Raw genomic sequence first — 18,556 nt, forward strand, 5'->3', positions numbered from 1 at the left:
TGCCTGCCATGGCCTTCAAGCAAAAGCCAGCTAGCCTGGCTTTTTTCCTTTAGCCAAATACACAGCGAAAGCAGGCCCCCTGTGGTTTTTGCAAATAGACCAGGTCGCCGCCATGGCTGACCATGATCTGCCGAGACAGACTCAGGCCAATGCCCGATCCCTGCTGTTTAGTCGTGAAGAAAGGCACAAACATCATCTCAACGACATGGGCTTCAACGCCCGGCCCATTATCGCGGATCTCCACATACACCTGCTGTGCATCATTTTGGGCCAGTGTCAGCTGAATTACCGGGTTGTCGATTTGCTGAGTGCCCCCTTGCTGCACCTGCTCAATGGCCTGAACCGCATTGGTGAACAAGTTTATCAACACCTGTTCGATCTGTCCGGGATCCAGCATCACCAGCAGCTTGGTTAACACGCTCAGCTCACACTGGATCCCTGCCGCACTGAGTTGGTTTTTGTGTAAGGCCACTAACCGCTCCAGCAAAGGCGCCAGGGAGGTGGGACGCAGACTCGGGCGTGGTAAACTGCTGATCGCCCTGAAGCGGGTAATAAACGCTCCCAGATGCTCAGTGCGCGCAGCCAATGTATTCAATGCCAGGATCAAATCGTCTTTGTCGTCTTCATCATCAAAACACAGTGCATCGGGCAACAGTCCCCGGCAAGACTGAGCAATCGAGGACAAAGGCGTGATGGAGTTCGCCACTTCATGGGTCAACACCCGGGTCAGACGCTTATAGGCCTGTTGCTCTTTGCTGTTCAGAGCAGTATGAATAGAGGTCAGGGTGATCACCTTACGGATCTGACCCTGAATTTGTGCGACGCTGATCTGTACTGACAAAGTATCCTGCTGCTCACCACGCTGCCAGGGAGCACTGGTTTTTAACTGGGTATCACAACTTTGAATTAACGCGCCAATCTGATCCAGCTCAGTCACGCTGCTGACCGGCTTACCCAGCAAACGTGCCACCGCCGGGTTGGACTCAATCACCTTGCCTTCACTGTCACACACCAACACTGCCAGCTCAATGTGCAGCAACAAAGCCTGAAAAAACTGAGCCTGTTGCTCAGCTTTGAACCGCGCTGCCTGCATAGTATGGCGGATCTCGTCATACTCCTGGTGCAGCGGATGACTGGGACTGAGTCGCAAAGAACTGTCGCCATTTACCAGCGCCCGGATCACCGCCGTGCTTTGTCTTTGCTGCCGGGCAAACAAGGTGAATATCGCACCACAGCACACCGCGATCAGCAACAATACAAGCAACCAGGTGGCACTGAGCCCACTGTACAGATATTGTCCAGATGCCAAGCTTATCAGCACACATAAAAGGCCCAGCTGTAACCCCAGTAACCAGCGGGGATGACGTTTCAGATAGGACATAGTTACTCCTTACAGCCCATATTTTTCCAGTCGCCGATACATAGCACCGCGCGTCAACCCCAGCGCTTTGGCAGCGTGACTCACATTACCCTGATAATGCTTAAGTGCAGCACGGATGGCCCGCTGTTCCAGCACCTCCAGATCGAACGTGTCGTAACTCTCACTACTGTCTTGTACAGCCTCCAATGAGGTCGCGGTCGCGCCAATCACAGACGTCACATCCAACGTATCGCCATCCGATAAAATCACGGCCCGCTCAATCGCATGGGCAAGCTCGCGAACGTTACCGGGCCAGCCATATCCGCACAGCGCGGCCATATCTTGCTCAGTGATCTGCAATGCGCGTTTGTACTTGTGTGCAAAGTGCGTCAGGTAGTAATTCACCAGCAAAGGAATATCCTCGCTGCGCTCCCTCAGCGGAGGCAGACGGATTTCGACCGTATTGATGCGGTACAATAGATCCTGTCTGAAGCGTCCTTCATTGACCGCCTGTTGCAGGTTGTCGTTCGTCGCACAGATAAGGCGGATATTCACATCAAGCGGTTTAGTGCCACCCACAGGGGTGATGCAACGATTCTGAAGCGCCGCCAGCAAGGTGGCCTGATGATTTAAGGGCAAATTCCCCAGCTCATCAAGGAACAACGACCCGCCACTGGCCAGCTCAAACCGGCCTATTTTATCGGTTTTGGCATCAGTAAAAGCGCCTTTTTTGTGGCCAAACAGTTCGCTTTCAAACAGCGTATCAGAAATGGCGCCCATATCCAGGCTGATCATGGGCTGTGCAGCACGCAGACTGGCGCGATGAATGGCGTGAGCGGCCAGCTCTTTGCCTGTGCCGCTTTCACCGGTGATCAGAATATTGGCATCAGACTGAGCCGCTTTGTCTATGGTCGCAAACACCTGTTGCATAACCGCACTTTGGCCCAGAAAGTCAAAGGCCGGGCCCGTTGATGACTCACTGAGCGCCTGATTCAGTCCTTGTGTCTGACGAGTCAGCTTACCCACCTGCTGCTTGTCTTTGGCGTGGGCAAACGCCGCCGCCACCGCCCCCAGTAACTGCTCGTTTTGCCAGGGCTTAGCAATAAAATCTGCCGCGCCGGCCTTAATGGCATCCACCGCCAGCTGAATGTCACCGTAGGCCGTCATCAGCAAGACCACGATACTGGGGTCCTGCGTAATGATTTTCTTCAGCCAGTAAAAGCCTTCCTGACCACTGATGGCATCACGATTAAAGTTCATATCCAGCAGGATCACTTCAATATTGTGGGCTTTAACCAGCTGTTCAATATCAAACGGATTGTCGGTGGTTTTGACCACCTGGTAGTGTTGTTTGAGCAGCAGCCTCGCCGCGATAAGAATGTCCGGGTTGTCGTCCACCACCAAAATGGCCCCGGGTTGTTTTGCGCTCACGATCTGTCCCTAATTTATTTTTATTGGCTTACTAGCTTAGCGTATTGCACGAGGATGTGTCCATTTATGGGCACTTGTGTGATACCGACTGTTCTATTAGCGGACACCTGCGCCAGAGCAACAAGCCAAATAAAATTATAACCATTTGTATTTATTATACTTTAAAGGTTGGCACGCGGTTTGATTACTTTAGTTCATACACCCGAAAAGCATCAGACAGCAGGAGTTGCACTATGGATAAGAAGATAGAACGCTCAGGACTTAACAAGCACCTTAAGACGGGCGTCGCGGTTAGCTTAGTACTAGCAACCGCCCTTGCCTATGCCTTTACACAATCGAGCAGCACCGGACGCAGCCAAAATGTGCCACTAAACAGCCTGACCATCAGTACCGTAAAGCAGGGCCAGTTTGTTGATGCCCTGAGTCTGCGTGGTCAGGTGGTGCCAAAAACCACCATTTACCTCGACACCGTCGCTGGCGGCCGGGTTGAAGAGCGTCTGGTTGAACAAGGTGAGTATGTTGAACAAGGTCAGCCACTGGTGCGTCTGAGTAATACGAATCTGCAACTGGATGTCATGAGCCGTGAAGCGCAAGTCACCGAGCAGCTTAACTTTCTGCGTAACACGCAAATGAACATGGAAACCAGCCGCCTGAACCTACGCCGCGATCTGCTGGAGATTGAACTGCAGATCAACCACCTGCAAAGGCGCTACACACAGTCGGCGCGACTGGCTAAAAAAGGCTTGCTGGCCCAGGACAAGCTGGATGAAATCAAAGATGATTTGGCCTACTACAAAGCCCGTAAAGAACTGACCCTGGATCGCCAAAAACAGGAAAACACCATCCGTGAAGTCCAGGTTGCACAGCTCGAAGACAGTGCTGAGATGCTGCAAAAGAACCTGCAATTTGCCCGCCACAACCTCGATAACCTGCTGATCAAAGCACCAGTGTCTGGCTATCTGAGCGAGCTGGACGTTGAAATTGGCGAGTCCAAAGAGCGTGGCGCACGCCTGGGTCAAATAGACATACCGAATGAATACAAGCTCACGGTCCGGCTGGATGAGTTTTATCTTAACCAGGTACACAGCGGCATGGCAGTACACGTCTCATTGGGCACCGAGCAAGTCACTGCGCACGTCAGCAAAATCGACAGCCGAGTCACTAATGCGCAATTTCAGGTAGAAGTAGCGCTGCCAGCCGGGCTGGATGGCATAAAACGCGGCCAGAACCTGGATGTGGCCCTGATGCTGGGCGACAGCAAAAACAATGCCCTGCTGGTCAAACGCGGGGCGTTTTATACCAGCAGCGGTGGCAACTGGGTTTACGTGGTAGCGGGCGACACCGCGATCCGTAAAAACATCGTGCTGGGCAAGAAAAACCGTGACTACTTTGAAGTATTAGACGGACTGGCACCGGGCGATCAGGTGATCACCTCCAGCTACAGCCACTTTGATAAAGCACAGACATTACAACTGAACTAAAACCAGAATAACAACAGCCTGAAGGAATTGAAGATGATTAAATTGACCAACCTAAGCCGGGTATTTCGTACCGAAGACGTAGAAACCATCGCACTGAACGAGATTGACCTACAGGTTAATGAAGGCGAGTTTCTGGCCATTATGGGCCCCTCGGGCTGCGGTAAATCAACCTTGCTGTCTATTCTAGGCATGCTCGACTCGCCCACCTCAGGCACGTTTGAATTCGCTGGCACCGACATTGCCGGATACAGCGAAAAACGCCTGGCTGAACTGCGTAAAGCGTCCATTGGCTTCGTCTTTCAGAGCTTTAATCTGATTGATGAGCTGACCGTATTCGAAAACGTTGAGCTGCCCCTGCAATATCAGAACATCTCCAAAGCACAGCGCAAACAACGGGTTGAAGCCATTTTAAAGCGCGTGGCCATTGACCACCGCGCCGATCACCTGCCGCAGCAATTGTCGGGCGGCCAGCAGCAACGGGTGGCCGTTGCCCGAGCGCTCGTGATCAATCCTAAGCTGATCCTGGCGGATGAGCCCACCGGTAACCTGGATTCCAGAAACGGCGAAGAAGTCATGGCCATGCTGCGCGAACTCAATCGCGAGGGCACCACAGTGATTGTGGTTACCCACTCGGAAAAAGAAGGGGCTTATGCCGATCGTCTGGTGCGGCTGCTCGACGGCCAGGTCATGCTGGACAAAGCCAACAGCGTTTGGCCAGCCGCTTAACGCACCGGAATTAAAAAGGACGTATCTGTTATGATTGTGAATTATTTTAAAACCACACTCAGGGCGATTAAAAAAGACACCCGCCACTTTGCCCTTAACCTGACCGGTTTTAGTATTGGTCTGGCTGCCGCCATTATGGTGGCGTTGTTTGCGGCCTATGAGCTGTCTTTTGACAAACAACACCCCCATGCTGAGCGTGTTTACCGGGTGCATACCGATTACCGTGCCTGGGGCCTGCAACTGATCGCAGCCTCAGACTCACAACAGGCCCTGAATATGCAAAACCATGCACAGGTTGAAGACATCATGATGCTGGTGTCCACCGACAACCTGGCCTACTCAGCCGAGCCGATGGCGCTGGACGTCAATGTGGCGGGCGAGCAGGTACGCCTGAGCAAGGTCTATTTGGCCTCGGCCAATTTGCCGGAGTTTATCAATATGACGGTGCTGCATGGCGACCTGAACAGTGCCCTGAGCCGCCCGGGTTTGCTGGCCATCAGCCGGGCACAAGCGCTGCGTTTGTTTGGCAGCGTGAATGCCGTGGGCAAAACCCTGTCATATACACAGGGTCAGTATGAAGTGGCCGCGGTATTTGACGATCTGCCGGACAACACCCATTTTGTATTCGAAACCTTAACAGCACTGCCCAAGGCCACCAAAATGCCCTTCATTGGCTATGTCTATATGCGCCTGGCTGAAGGCACAGATGCTGGGCTTATCGCCAAGCAGATGACAGAGGCCATGCGCGAGCAGTCGACCGGCCGCCGCAAGCTCAGGGCCATAGAACTAAGCCGTCTGTCAGAGTTGCACTTTCACAGCAGTGGCCCGTTTGAGATGAAACAAGGCGGCTCTCGTCTGGTCATGCAGGTCTGCATTGCACTAACCGTTTTGTTGCTGGTGATTGCCAGTGTGAACTTCATCAACCTGAACATTGCCGGTGCCGCAAAACGTGCCAAAGAAGTGGGTGTGCGCAAAGCACTGGGGGCCAGCAAGCCACAACTGATCACTCAGTTTTTAACGGAATCTTTGTTTATTGTGATGGTGGCCGCGCTGGTTGCCCTGGCGTTAGTGGAAATGATGATCCCTTATGCCAATCAGCTGCTTGAACGCAGCCTGTCATTGAGCTTCTCGCCCTTATTTTTAGTCGCGGTGATGGGGGTCGTGGTGCTAATTGGGGTGATCTCTGGCCTCTACCCAGCGCTGTTCATCGCCTCATTCAGTGCCAAGCGGGTGCTCAGTGGCGACCTGCAACGTGGCAAAACGGCCATCTGGGTACGCAAGCTGACACTGGGACTACAAGGGGCACTGTCGGTGGCGCTGATTGTTGCCGCAGCCGTGGTCTACAAACAAATGGCACTGATCAACGACCTGCCGGTTGGCTATGCGAAGCACGATCGTCTGATCATCAAAAACCTGCCCGCAGAAGCCCTGTATCAGGAAGCCGAGCCTCGCATATTGAGAACCCTCAGAGCGCTGCAAGGCGTCGCCCAGGTCACTCAGTCAGATACCCTGCTGACCAATGATATGACCTCAGAATTGTTTTTGGTGTTTCCAAACGGTGAGCGCCTGGAAGGCACACAACCGACTGTCGCCACCGGCTTCCATGCTGTTGAAACACTGGGCCTGGAGCTGGTAGCAGGTCGGGATTTCTTGCCTCAGTTTGCCAGCGACTGGATCCAAACCAGCGACGACAATATCCGATCGTTCTCTGTGCTGCTCTCACAGAGTCTGGCAAAACAAGCCGGCTACGATGACCCCAGCGTGCTGCTGGGCCAAACCCTCAGCTCACATGCAGGCACAGCCCGCGCGACGGTGGTTGGCATTATCAAAGACATTAAAATTGGCTCAGCACGTCAGCAGCAACTCCCGGTGTTACTGACCGCGGGGGACATAAATGTCGCAATTGGTACTCTGGTGCTCAAGTTACAACCGGGTACAAACAAAGCACAGGTGATGCGCCAGGCCGAACAGCTCATTCGCGACGAGCTGGCGATACCTGAGGTCGAGATCAGCCTGATTGAAGACGACTATCAGCGTGCCCACATCAACGAGTTCAGGATGCAGCAACTGGTGCTGCTGTTCAGTACTCTGTCTATAGTGCTGACCTGTATGGGGATTTTGGGGCTGGCGTCGTTTGCGACTATTCGCCGCCAAAAAGAAGTGGCTGTGCGCAAAGTGCTGGGGGCATCACGGCTCAGTATAGTGACCATTTTATCTAAGGAGTTCATTACCATAGTCGGCATAGGGGGGTTACTGGCCATTCCGCTGAGCTACTGGGTGATGAGTGCCTGGCTGAATAACTTTAACGAACGCATTGAGCAGGCAGCCTGGGTGTATGCCGCCGCCACACTGGGTGTGCTGGTCATCACCTGGCTGACCGTTGCCTGTCTGGCCTTTAAAGCGGCTAGCACCCGTCCTTCGCTGATACTGCGTTATGAATAACAGCCACAGTTAGCCACGACCAAGCGGCACATAAACCTACTGCTGTGTGCCGCTTTTTTTATTTCCCCCCAAATAAGCGCTGTAGCAGCACTGCACGCTCAGTGCGCGGTATCGCCATGGCCCGGTCGATATCTGCCTGAGTCAGCACCCTGCCATGATGCGAAGACACATACTGCAAAACGTCAATCCCCTGCTTGTTGAGCGTGCCCACCAGCGTATCCAATCTATGGTAAGTATCTAAGTCTGGCCAGCGAGCTGGTGAGTGCAGCGCCTGTTCGAAACTGCTGCCAAACATGTCCTCTGTCAGTAAAATCTGTGAGTCAGGCAGGTAGACAATCAGGTTATGTGCAGCATGGCTGTTGGGCACATCCAACAGACGAATTTTACCAGCAGCCAGCGTGTAGGAGGCAGGGATAGGTGCGATGTTAACGCGAGAACCCAGCTCAGCCTCAACCGCCGCTTGGTCGGCCGGATGGACGAGCAAGGTGGTGTTCTCAGCCTGAGTATCTACTAAGCCTCTCAGATGATCGGTATGATGGTGTGTCACAATGTGATACTTCACAGGCTTATCAAGTGAGGTACTGTCTCTTAATTTGCTCAGTGCTTTCGCCCATGCGCCGGCCTGCTCGTTTATCTGCCAGGTACCTGCCGAGATCAGATAATCACCGGCATCAACAAATAAGGTATAACCCCAATCCTGACCAACAAAATACACGCCTGCTGCCAGCTCACGTATTGTCAGCCCGGCAACATCAAAAGGCTTTACCTTTGGCGCGCGCTGATAAGCCGCAGGAATTTGAAATAACGCTTCGCCGGGCTGCCCAACTTTAAGCGTGCGCGCCCGGCTGTGATAAAGCGGACCGGCTGCGGTGCTGACCAGCACCTGAGACGCCCACAGAATCCCCTGTGTTTTGCGGTGATTTATAAAGTCATAAAACCGTTTTTTACCTTGCAGCTCAGTCATCACCCGGCTCAATGCGCCACTGTCCTGGTTCAGATAAAGTATATGCGTGGTCTGCGGATCATCATCCAGTGGCACAGTCATCACATCATGGGGGATACCTGCGATATAAGCCTTATCCAGCCACTGGCTGGTTTGTTTGAGCCTTGCCAGTTTACGCACGATCAGGGTATCCAGCATGGCGTCAAAGCCCAGCGTAGCATTCTCAAAGGAGATACGCGGGCTCGGCTGATACCGCTGCAAAGCATGATCGATGCTGGTACCCCTACCCGCGCTAAACAAGCGATGAGTCACTTCAGGTGTATCACTGCCATGACTGCCCACCCGGCGAGTGTTAGCCTGCTTAAACACCTTACGTTGCGAGGCAAAATCAATGTGATACTCGCTTTGCAACTCACTCATATAAGTCACCATCGGGCCCTGCAAGGCATGACCGCTCAACCACTGTGAATAATGGTAGAAGGATTCATTGACCGACAAGCCCGGCATAGTCAGTAAGCGTTCACCTCCGTAAGCCTCAACCGTACGTTCAATGATCTGTACCTCACGCGTTTGTGCATGAGAAAGCGGACAAACGCCCAGAGTGGCCAGCGCGCAACACAACACCAACATAGATGGGCGTCTCGATATCAGCAACATCCCGAAAAACAGAGTACTCAGCCACTGTGAAACGTGTTTAAAACCGTGTCCGAAAAAACAGATAAAGCGTTTGTTATTATCAAAATACATAGGATTAGCGCTCTTTTATTATTGTCTGAGCGCCATTGGATGCCATGGCTCAGCACAACACCACAAAGCCACCCTAATGAAAAGCTGATGAATTGCTGAGGGACTGCAATGGTTCGACTTAATCTCGAATAAAAACAGCTAACCCACTGAATAAAATAGTTAAGTCTTATATTCGTCGTCGTCCGTTCTTTTTTCCGTCATCCCGGCCTCCGAGCTGGGATCTATTCACCAGCGACTCAGCACGGCAGCTTTACTCAGACACTTACACCCTCACATTACTGTTACCGTCCGCAACAACTGAGCTGTGTTTTTAGATGGTTCCCGGCTCGCTGGGCAGGATGACAAGGGAGGCTGGTCTGGCATGACTCAGCAACATGATTTGACTCAGGCAACAAAACCTCATATCCCTGCCTGCAGCAAAACAATGTCTCAAGCAACAGATCTGCATCCGCTGTTGCACACCTCGACAGACATCACATTGCGCCGTACACTCAATGCCGGATTCAGGCAGTAGCGGATTACAATGACACAGACAAGATTCTTTATTAACGCATATGAAATCGACCTCTCCCGCAGTGTCGTGATCCTCAATGAGCAGCACACCCATGTAGAGCCAAAGGTGTTGCAGGTTCTGCTATTGCTGGCACAGCGCCAGCGCGAACACGGCGAGCAAGTTGTTACCCATCAGGAGATTATGACGCACGTCTGGCAGGGCGTTGAAGTCGTGCCCAATGCCCTGCAACGCTGTATTGCCATTTTGCGTAAAGTACTGGGAGACGATGCCAAAAATCCCACCATTATCGCTACCCATCCAAAGATAGGGTACCGCCTGCTGGTCCCGGTACGCTGGCCAGAAGCGAAGTCAAAAGCTGCAGAAACTGGAACCCAAAAACCTTACCTGAAGCTAGCTATAACATTAGTAAGCACACTCTTACTGGGCACCTTGGTATACCTCAACTGGCCCACTGAGCCACTGCCCAAATACACTCGCCTCACCCCGGTGACCCACACCGATGCTCATGAATCTCATGCCCTATTCAGCCCGGATGGCAAGCATGTGATCTTTAACCGCTATGCGGGCAGCTGTAGCAGCCATTTGTGGGCAAGAAACCTCGATAGTGGCAAAGAGTTTCAGCTCAATAATACACCCGGCCAATTTGGCGCACCCAGTTTTACCCCGGATGGCAGAGAGCTGGTGTTTGCAGCCAAAGCCGACTGTGATCAAGACATTGTCACCGACAAAACGCACACATGCTGGGCGCTGGCCACGCTGGATTTCGCCCAGGCACTGGCTAAACCCCAAGCCATTGAGCCACGTTACCTGTGCAGCTCAGGCCAGCCCCACACACCTAAAGCCCTGCACAATCATGCTTATGCCTTCTTACAACACAACCCTGACCAAACCCGGCTGGTTCAGTACAATGACTTAACTAAGACTATCAGCACCTTATATTCCGCCACGGATGACTACCTGTATCACTTTGATTATCACGCGCCCAGCCAGCGTTTTGCGTTGTTTAGTCGGGACAAGCAGCGCAACCACAGATTGACGCTCCTGGATAAAAACGCGCAAATACTTCACAACAGCCCGATAACCCTGCTTCCCAATATGGACCCCAATGCCCTGCTCGCCGGCCATTTTTCTGCCGACGGTCATACCCTGTTGGTTATCAGTCATGGTCAGTTATATAGCCTGGAACTAAACGGTGAATTGAACCTGCTACCGACTCCGGCCACTAATCTGGTATCCGCAGATCAGCACCCGGACAGTCATACTCTGGTGGCGGTGACTGGCAGAAAAGACATTGATATCTCAAAGCTGGCACTCAATCACGGTGCTCCCACATCAATCTCACACATCCCGGATCTAAACACCCGTGCCCTACCCTACCCGAGCTTGTCACGTACCCAGGCCCAGGAGCGACAGCCGCAGTATTCACCCGACGGTCAGCATATTGCATTCATATCCAATCGCAACGGAGTGGATCAGCTCTGGGTTTGGCAGAATGACCAGGTCATTGCACTCAGCGATGCCAGCTTCCCCCATCCTGTCCATGGGTTTGTCTGGTCGCCCGATTCAACTCAGTTGCTCTGGGCGCAGGGCGGAAAACTGTACCGCTCAGGATTATCTGGCCAGCAGCACAGCCTGAGCACAAAATTGCCCATTCATTCTGTACAAGCCTGGCATAAACAAGAGCAACTCTTGGTGCTGATAAACGACCCCATGCCCGGTGGTTTATATCGTTATGACTTAACAAGTAACCGGCTGACTAAACTGGGGATTAACGGCGTACAGCGCGCATGGCAGGTGGATGAGCAGGTGTACTACAGTGATGCTCAGAGCAGGGTAAAGCGCTTTATGCCGGGTGAAAATCCCGCTGACGCCATAACGCTCCCATCCCTGAACGGGCGTGCTATGGTCATAAAAGGCGAGCATATCTACAGCGTCGACCAGACAAACCTGACGCTGAACCGGTACAACTTAGACGGAAACCTGCTCAATACGCTGCGTTCCCTGAAACCTACTGCCTGGAAGATCAGCGACGTGCACGGGGAGCAACTGCTACTGGAGCAGTTTATCGGTATCGATCAGGAGCTGGTGTTGATTAACTAAAAGCAACAGCTCCCTTCTGTGTCATCCCGTGCTTGACACGGGATCTACTAAAAAGCCCACTTAGTTTATCAGTGAGAGACACCGGCCCGAACAGCTGCACCTGAGGGTTAATGGCCAAACTTAATGCGTACACCCGCATTCACAATAAAACCATCATTGCGCGACCAGATATCCGTTGTCCACTGGCCACTCACCGCCTGCTGCAGCAACAACAATGGATGCTCGTCGGTTTGCTTTACATCCAGCAGGTTCTCGAAGTTGATAAACCAGCTGTAACGCCCGGTGGTGATCTCCCCCATCAGGCCTAGATGCCAGTATGGATCAGACTCAGTGACATACGGGTTAGCATTGAGGCGCTGCGGCCCGGTGTAATAGGCTTCAAACCCGGCGCGGAAGTTACCGTGCTGCTCCCACATGGCAACAAATCCGGCCGAGTGTTTAGGCGTGAGCGCAATCTCTGTGCGCGTCTGGCCATCCACGCTTTGGGTTGCATCCAGATATAAATAACTGGCAGTCAGTTTTACGTCGCGCCAGTAATAACGCAGTAGTACTTCTGAACCACGGATCTGACTTTCGCCCAGTGCATTGATCAGGCGTACCTGAGTGGGCTGGGTGCCATCTGTTGTCGGCACGACCTCCAGCTCAGTGACGTTATCCACGTTCGAGCCAAACAGGGTCAGACTGGTTTCAACCGAATCAAAGGTATAAGTGAAATCCAGTGAGGCCGTTTCGGCTTCCTCTGCTTGTAAATCACCGATGGGTGCTAAGCGCGATAACCCCGCCGCTTCAATGTCTTCAACAAACGGCGTTGGCGCAAAATAGCCCTGCGCATAGGAGCCGCGTACCGTCAGCTCACCCGGACGATACAACAAGGTCACTCGCGGACTGAACTGAGTACCATATTCATTGTGATCATCCACCCGCGCACTCACTGAGGCGGTCAGCGTATCGCTCAGCGTGTGATCCAGCTGCGCGAACAGGCCCGGCACCTCATAGCTGTAATCAAAGGTTGGAAACGTCTCAGACTCAAACACATCCGACTGATAGGCCATGCCCAGTAACCAGTCAGTGGTGTCGTTGTACCCACTGACACTGGTTTCAAACAAATAGCTTTCGTGCTTGTCCTCTTCCAGTACCAGACCAAAGCCGTGCTCATGATTTTGCACCATGGCCGACGAGCGTGCATGCAACGTCAGCGTGTCGGACATCGGCTGGCTATACACAAACCCACCGTCCAGACGTTCTGAATCCTGCGTTTGTACGTACGGATTGCCATCTGCCATGGTAAACCCAGCTTTAGTCCCACCGTTGCGCTGTTCGGTCATGGCTCCGGCCGTGACATACAAAGTTTCACCCTGCTCTCCTTCCCAGAACAAACGCGGCCGTGCGGTGTAACGCTCATAGCCAGCCAAATCGAACCAGCCATCGTTGTCTATGTCTTCGGATTTCTGATGGTGTGCGCCCAGTGTCAGTGAGCCTTTCAGGTCATCAGTCAGCGGGGTTTCGATGTAAGACGTCAGATCCTGACCATCGCGTGTAGTCAGGTTCAGCAGCACCTCGCACTTGAACTCGTCGCCCGGCTTGCGGGAGATCAGGTTGATCACCCCGCCCAGCGCCGATCCACCATATAAAGAAGACGCCGAGCCTTTGATGATCTCAACCCGGCCCAGATCCGTTGGTGGAATTTGTAACAGGCCAATCGACGCAGCCTGATTACCATACAGCGGCAAACCATCGGCCAGCAGCTGAGTGTAACGACCATACAAACCCTGCAATCGAATATTGGCACTGCCCAATGCAGGCGAGGTAGTCTGCATCCGAACCCCACCGGTTTCTGCCACCAGCATGGAGATATTACCCGGGCGCATCGCCGCCTTTTCTTCGATTTCTTCGCGGTTGATTAGCTCCACCCGCACCGGCTGCTCATCAGCAATCCGGCCAGAGCGCGTTGCCTGGATGACGATTTTTTCCATCTCATGACCATGGCCGTGTTCATCGTGATGCTCACCGTCAGCGTGCGCATCCTGGCCCTCGTCTTCATGCTGTTCTTCAGCATGGGACTCATGTTCATGGTGCTCAGGCCCTGGCGCAACCAGCGCAGCACTCACAGCAGTAGCCAGCGGACTCAGCGGTGCCGCCACACTCACCGACATCCCCAGAGATAAACAACTTAATGACAAAACCAAACCGGCAGAACGAAACGTATCAGACATAACTATTTACTTGACCCTCAGGACAGGAATAAATGATACTGCCGATGCTAAAGGTTACAGCGACTGGAAGGTCAATATGAAAATCAGCGAACTTGCGACGAAATCCCAGATAAATGCGAAAACCATCCGCTATTATGAACAAGTTGGTTTAATCAGCGCACCACAACGCGCCAGCAACGGCTACCGCCACTACCAACCGGCTGACGTAGACACCCTGATCTTTATCCGCCGCTGCCGCGAGCTCAACATCCCGCTGGACGACATCAAACGCCTAGTCGAAGTACAGGCCGATCCCAACGCCTCCTGCGCCGTGGTCGATAAAATCATCGCCGAGCAACTCGCCCAGGTACAACGCGCCCAGCGCGAACTCGCACTGCTTGAACAATCCCTGCAAACCCTCGCCTCCTGCAGCGCCGAGCAGGTAGACCAGTGCACCATTTTGCATAAGTTGAAGGCGCGGTAAGAGGTTGATTAATAACACCAAGTACAATTTGAACGACTGCGTGCTATAACACTTGCAACTACTTCCTAAGTTACCTGCCCAGTTAGTACGCGGTTATATATGCGCAACTTGCCATACAGCGCTCAAAATCGGAGGTTTCAACTGACAGCGCGACGATTCAATGTATAAAACGACAACTCAAATCTGGATCGCTCACATGATAAAACAAAAAAGTACCGATTACGGATGCAAGAATAAGACAATCAGCATATGAGCTCACGACTTTTTGAAAATAGGTAAATCGTTTTCTGATCAGCTGTTTATAACTGGGGTATTAATTAAATTCCTCAACGATTATGTCTGCCGATATAGAAACCGATAAAAGCTGTTTAAGTATACAGTGTTTATTTACACTGGGTAAAACGAGTGATATTCTGTCACTCGTTTTACCCAGATGCGATAAATTCCGATGACCACTAAATCAGATACAGTAGAGTTACTCAATAAATTGCTTGAGATCTATGACCAAAAGCAAATTGCAGAAAAGCTAAACCCGATGACAGGTAATGATTGGTGCCGTGAAACAATCAACCGAATTTTAAAGGGAAAGAGTGAAAAGGTCTTCAATAGTGAAGAAGTTCACTTTCTGAATTCATTATTCCCAAAAAAGCCCGCACACTACGACAACCCTAGCTTTAAATTCATAGATCTCTTCGCTGGTATCGGAGGTATTAGGAAAGGCTTTGAAGCAGTAGGCGGAAAATGTGTTTTTACGAGTGAATGGAATAAATTTGCAGTCAGAACATACAAGGCCAACCACTACAGTGATCCACAAGATCACACTTTCAACGAAGATATAAGAGAAGTCACCTTATCTCAAAACAACAACATATCAGAAGAAGATGCCTATCAACATATTGACAACTTGATACCAGATCATGATGTCTTACTCGCAGGCTTCCCATGTCAGCCGTTTTCTCTCGCAGGAGTTTCCAAAAAAAACTCATTGGGAAAAGCTCACGGGTTTGAATGTGAAGCACAAGGCACTTTGTTTTTTGATGTATGTAGAATCATTTGTGCCAAGAAGCCGAATGCATTTGTACTCGAAAACGTAAAGAATTTAAAGAGTCATGACAAAGGAAACACCTTTAAAGTCATTCTAAATGCACTTGATGAACTTGGCTATGACGTTGCGGACGTCGACTTTTCAGGCTCAGGTTCTCAAGATCCTAAAATTATAGATGGCGCAAAGTTTCTTCCACAGCACCGGGAACGAATTGTTCTGGTCGGCTTTAAAAAAGATCTGAAACTAGCGAATAAATTCTCGTTGAGAAATATTAGGATTCCAACAAATACACCAAAATTAAGTGAGCTATTAGAGTCATTGACTCCAGAGCAGAAGCAGAAATACACACTAACCCCCCGGCTGTGGGAGTACCTTTATGAATATGCTAAAAAGCACCAAGCTAAAGGAAACGGCTTTGGTTATGGATTAGTAAGTCCGGAAAATCCGAATTCGATATGCCGCACGCTTTCGGCCAGATACCATAAAGATGGATCCGAAATCCTAATTGACCAAGGCTGGGACAAAGAGCTAGGTGAGAAACAATTCTGGGATGAAGCTAATCAACAGCGACGCCCTAGAAGGCTAACTCCCCACGAATGTGCAAGATTGATGGGATTTGATAACCCAGGGGAAAGTAATTTTGTCATTCCTGTATCAGATACTCAAGCTTACAGACAGTTTGGCAATTCTGTTGTAGTACCAGTTTTCAAAGCAGTCGCTGAACTTATGAAACCATATATACTTGAGGCAAAGCAGATCAGCAAAAAATAGGAAAAGACTCCTGATTATGGCCGATGTTCACAACAAAGATAGCCGCCAGAAGAATATGGCAGCCATCAGAAGTAAAAACAGTCGGCCTGAACGTTTTATAAGACTCCAGCTTGCCACTTTGGGTTTTCACTATGTAACCAACAAGAAAAGTTTGCCCGGCACTCCAGATATTGTAATCAAGAAATTCAAAGCCATTATTTTCGTAAACGGATGCTTTTGGCACGGACACAACTGCCACCTTTTTAAAGTCCCCCAAACAAACACAAAATTTTGGATTAGTAAAATTCATTCAAATACTGTACGAGACAAAGAAGTTGTAGCAAAACTAATGGCACAAGGATGGCGTATTCTTATTGTTTGGGAGTGCTCAATGAAAGGAGCTAACAAACTGAGAAAAAAGGATTTACTAGACCGAATGGAAGAATGGATACTAAGGGGAGATAACTATTCTGAGCTATCTTTTCGAGGGTTAACTAGAGAGCGGTTCAAACCTAGGCTATAAATATTTGCCACTAAAGATGTTTAACCTTCTATTTTTTATAGGTATATTTCTCGTTCTACAACGAAAGGAAACGATTTATGGATCCGAGAAATGTTCGGCTTGAAGATATTGAAGCTGTCATGAAGCAGGCAGGTGCTACAAGAGTTATTTTCAAGCAACTCAAAAACAATGACAACTCCAAACAACAAATATACCTTGGTACAAACTTTGATGTCATTCAAACAATACCAACAGGCAGAATAAAGAGCGCCGGTACGGGAAAAAAAGGCGCAATATTTAAGGCCCCAGTTAACTTCAATTGGCTTTCTTTAGATGGAACGACTGAAAGAGCAAAAGGAGCACAGCTGATCCTTTACCCCAAATACCCTGAAGTCAGATTGTCTGGTATCTTAAAAGGCTGCCAATCTGCGCCAAGCCACTTAATGCAGCCGCCGACTAAAGAAGAGCGACTGGAAAGAGACAATAAATACCGAATACTTATACTGGGTATCGTGGAAAGTAAGCAGGAAGAAAACCGTAAAGTTCTGGCTTACATGAGCTCTTGGGATGATGCATTATCATTAGAAATTTCATTGAAAATTAGTAATTTGAACTTAGGCGATAACCTTGTCAGCGAGCAAAGCGCACAATACGACCCCCAAGTCACACAAAGTAACTATTTACCAATTGCATCGATATTTTACGAACAAACGAACAGCAATACCGACTCGCTAAAAAAACTCCTTGAACGATTGAAAGAAATTTACCATATGGGAAAGGTCCCGTCTCAACGTTTAGATAAATCCGGTAATGTTATTCCTTACAAAGCGAGTAATGGAGCAGGTTATACACTTGAAAGCTTGTTTGAAATTACCCCTAATGGACGTTCAGAACCTGACTTTCTTGATTGGGAGCTAAAATCTCACTCAAAGGGAAACCCAGTTACGCTAATGACGCCAGAGCCTTGTATGGGCGTTTATCAAGATGACTTGTATGAGTTCATGACTAATTTCGGACGAAAAACAAAGGAAAATCAGTACTATTTCACAGGCATGCATAAAGCCAATTCCGAAAACGAAAAAACAGGGTTAACATTTTCGGTAGAAGGCTATGATACAGAAAAAAAAGAAATTATCGATTCAGAAGGAGGCCTATTCTTAAGGGATCGTAACGGTGAAATAGCAGCCTGCTGGAAGTTTGATAAACTCATCGAACATTGGAAAAGAAAACATGCAAAAACTTGCTTTGTGTCATATTCAACAGAGAAGTGCTCACCTCACCAATACTCATTTGGACCAGAGGTACGGATAGCAACGGGTGCAAACTTAAACAACTTCATAGACGCCATAGTTAATCAGTCTATATATTACGATCCAGGCGTCAAAATTGAGCTCTCAAACGGATCGTGGAGGCCTAAGAAGCGAAATCAGTTCAGAATTAAATGGAAAGATACCGAGCTGATTTATGAAAAAACCAGAGACATTAATTTGGAGCACGTTAACTAAGTAGAAGTGCAGACCAGTTAAGGCAATGCATTTATGGGGTGCAGAGAAACGATTAAAAAAGTAAAACCCACAAATCGCACCTCATATAAATCAATTAAAGTCAGCTTGTTAAGTATATGGGTTTTGTGTATCAACTGCTAACTATCACCCAGAAACCCAACACAGATAACACAGTAGTCTTTGACAGCAACTGCCCGCAATCTCCAGAACGGCCAATTCAGCTAACTCGTCATACTAATTGATAACTGCTCAAAAACTATAAGGATACCCACCTTGATGAATATATTAATAGATATCAGGCAGTACCCCGATTTTCATTGCGAACAAAATTAAC

Annotated in this window: 13 protein-coding genes; 9 read left to right on the forward strand and 4 right to left on the reverse strand. The window is 50.0% G+C overall.

What is annotated here, in order from left to right:
• Positions 1–49: 49 nt before the first annotated feature.
• Both IY568_RS11335 and IY568_RS11340 read right to left on the reverse strand, forming a co-directional pair.
• Positions 50–1,381 (reverse strand): sensor histidine kinase, encoded by a 1,332-nt coding sequence (locus IY568_RS11335; protein ID WP_194867584.1) that lies wholly within the window; start codon positions 1,379–1,381, stop codon positions 50–52.
• 9 nt (positions 1,382–1,390) lie between these two features.
• Positions 1,391–2,791, reverse strand: a complete 1,401-nt coding sequence (locus IY568_RS11340; RefSeq protein WP_194867585.1) for a sigma-54-dependent transcriptional regulator — start codon at positions 2,789–2,791, stop codon at positions 1,391–1,393.
• A gap of 233 nt (positions 2,792–3,024) precedes the next feature.
• Here IY568_RS11340 and IY568_RS11345 point away from each other — a divergent pair, with 233 nt between their 5' ends.
• Genes IY568_RS11345 through IY568_RS11355 form a run of 3 tightly spaced genes read left to right on the forward strand, consistent with a single transcriptional unit; the run spans position 3,025 to position 7,440 of the window.
• Positions 3,025–4,272, forward strand: coding sequence for an efflux RND transporter periplasmic adaptor subunit (locus tag IY568_RS11345; RefSeq protein WP_194867586.1), 1,248 nt, complete (start codon positions 3,025–3,027; stop codon positions 4,270–4,272).
• 33 nt (positions 4,273–4,305) lie between these two features.
• Positions 4,306–4,998 (forward strand): ABC transporter ATP-binding protein, encoded by a 693-nt coding sequence (locus IY568_RS11350; protein WP_194867587.1) that lies wholly within the window; start codon positions 4,306–4,308, stop codon positions 4,996–4,998.
• 30 nt (positions 4,999–5,028) lie between these two features.
• Entirely contained in the window at positions 5,029–7,440 is a 2,412-nt protein-coding gene (locus tag IY568_RS11355; protein WP_194867588.1) for an ABC transporter permease, read from the forward strand.
• Positions 7,441–7,498: 58 nt separating this feature from the next.
• Here IY568_RS11355 and IY568_RS11360 read toward each other — a convergent pair whose 3' ends face one another.
• Positions 7,499–9,130 carry an MBL fold metallo-hydrolase gene (locus IY568_RS11360; RefSeq protein ID WP_194867589.1) on the reverse strand — a complete coding sequence of 544 codons (1,632 nt, stop codon included), beginning with the start codon at positions 9,128–9,130 and terminating at the stop codon, positions 7,499–7,501.
• 361 nt (positions 9,131–9,491) lie between these two features.
• On the opposite strand from IY568_RS11360, the gene IY568_RS11365 reads away from it, so the two are divergent.
• Positions 9,492–9,644, forward strand: coding sequence for a hypothetical protein (locus IY568_RS11365; protein WP_164517551.1), 153 nt, complete (start codon positions 9,492–9,494; stop codon positions 9,642–9,644).
• A gap of 9 nt (positions 9,645–9,653) precedes the next feature.
• Positions 9,654–11,744 carry a winged helix-turn-helix domain-containing protein gene (locus tag IY568_RS11370; protein ID WP_194867590.1) on the forward strand — a complete coding sequence of 697 codons (2,091 nt, stop codon included), beginning with the start codon at positions 9,654–9,656 and terminating at the stop codon, positions 11,742–11,744.
• Between the two features lie 107 nt (positions 11,745–11,851).
• Here IY568_RS11370 and IY568_RS11375 read toward each other — a convergent pair whose 3' ends face one another.
• Entirely contained in the window at positions 11,852–13,957 is a 2,106-nt protein-coding gene (locus tag IY568_RS11375; RefSeq protein ID WP_194867591.1) for a TonB-dependent receptor plug domain-containing protein, read from the reverse strand.
• Between the two features lie 76 nt (positions 13,958–14,033).
• Here IY568_RS11375 and IY568_RS11380 point away from each other — a divergent pair, with 76 nt between their 5' ends.
• The 4 genes from IY568_RS11380 (at position 14,034) to IY568_RS11395 (ending at position 18,222) form a co-directional block, all read left to right on the forward strand.
• Positions 14,034–14,420, forward strand: a complete 387-nt coding sequence (locus IY568_RS11380) for a MerR family transcriptional regulator (RefSeq protein WP_194867592.1) — start codon at positions 14,034–14,036, stop codon at positions 14,418–14,420.
• Positions 14,421–14,868: 448 nt separating this feature from the next.
• The gene (gene dcm, locus IY568_RS11385; RefSeq protein ID WP_194867593.1) at positions 14,869–16,236 is read left to right on the forward strand and encodes a DNA (cytosine-5-)-methyltransferase; all 1,368 of its coding nucleotides are present in this window, start codon (positions 14,869–14,871) and stop codon (positions 16,234–16,236) included.
• Positions 16,237–16,252: 16 nt separating this feature from the next.
• A complete protein-coding gene (locus IY568_RS11390) occupies positions 16,253–16,738 on the forward strand; it encodes a very short patch repair endonuclease (protein WP_194867594.1) in 486 nt (161 codons plus the stop codon).
• 77 nt (positions 16,739–16,815) lie between these two features.
• Entirely contained in the window at positions 16,816–18,222 is a 1,407-nt protein-coding gene (locus IY568_RS11395; RefSeq protein ID WP_228553283.1) for an MvaI/BcnI family restriction endonuclease, read from the forward strand.
• The last annotated feature ends 334 nt before the right edge of the window (positions 18,223–18,556 follow it).

Origin of the sequence: Pseudoalteromonas sp. PPB1, assembly GCF_015356275.1 — a bacterium.
Classification (GTDB): Bacteria; Pseudomonadota; Gammaproteobacteria; order Enterobacterales; family Alteromonadaceae; genus Pseudoalteromonas; species Pseudoalteromonas rubra_D.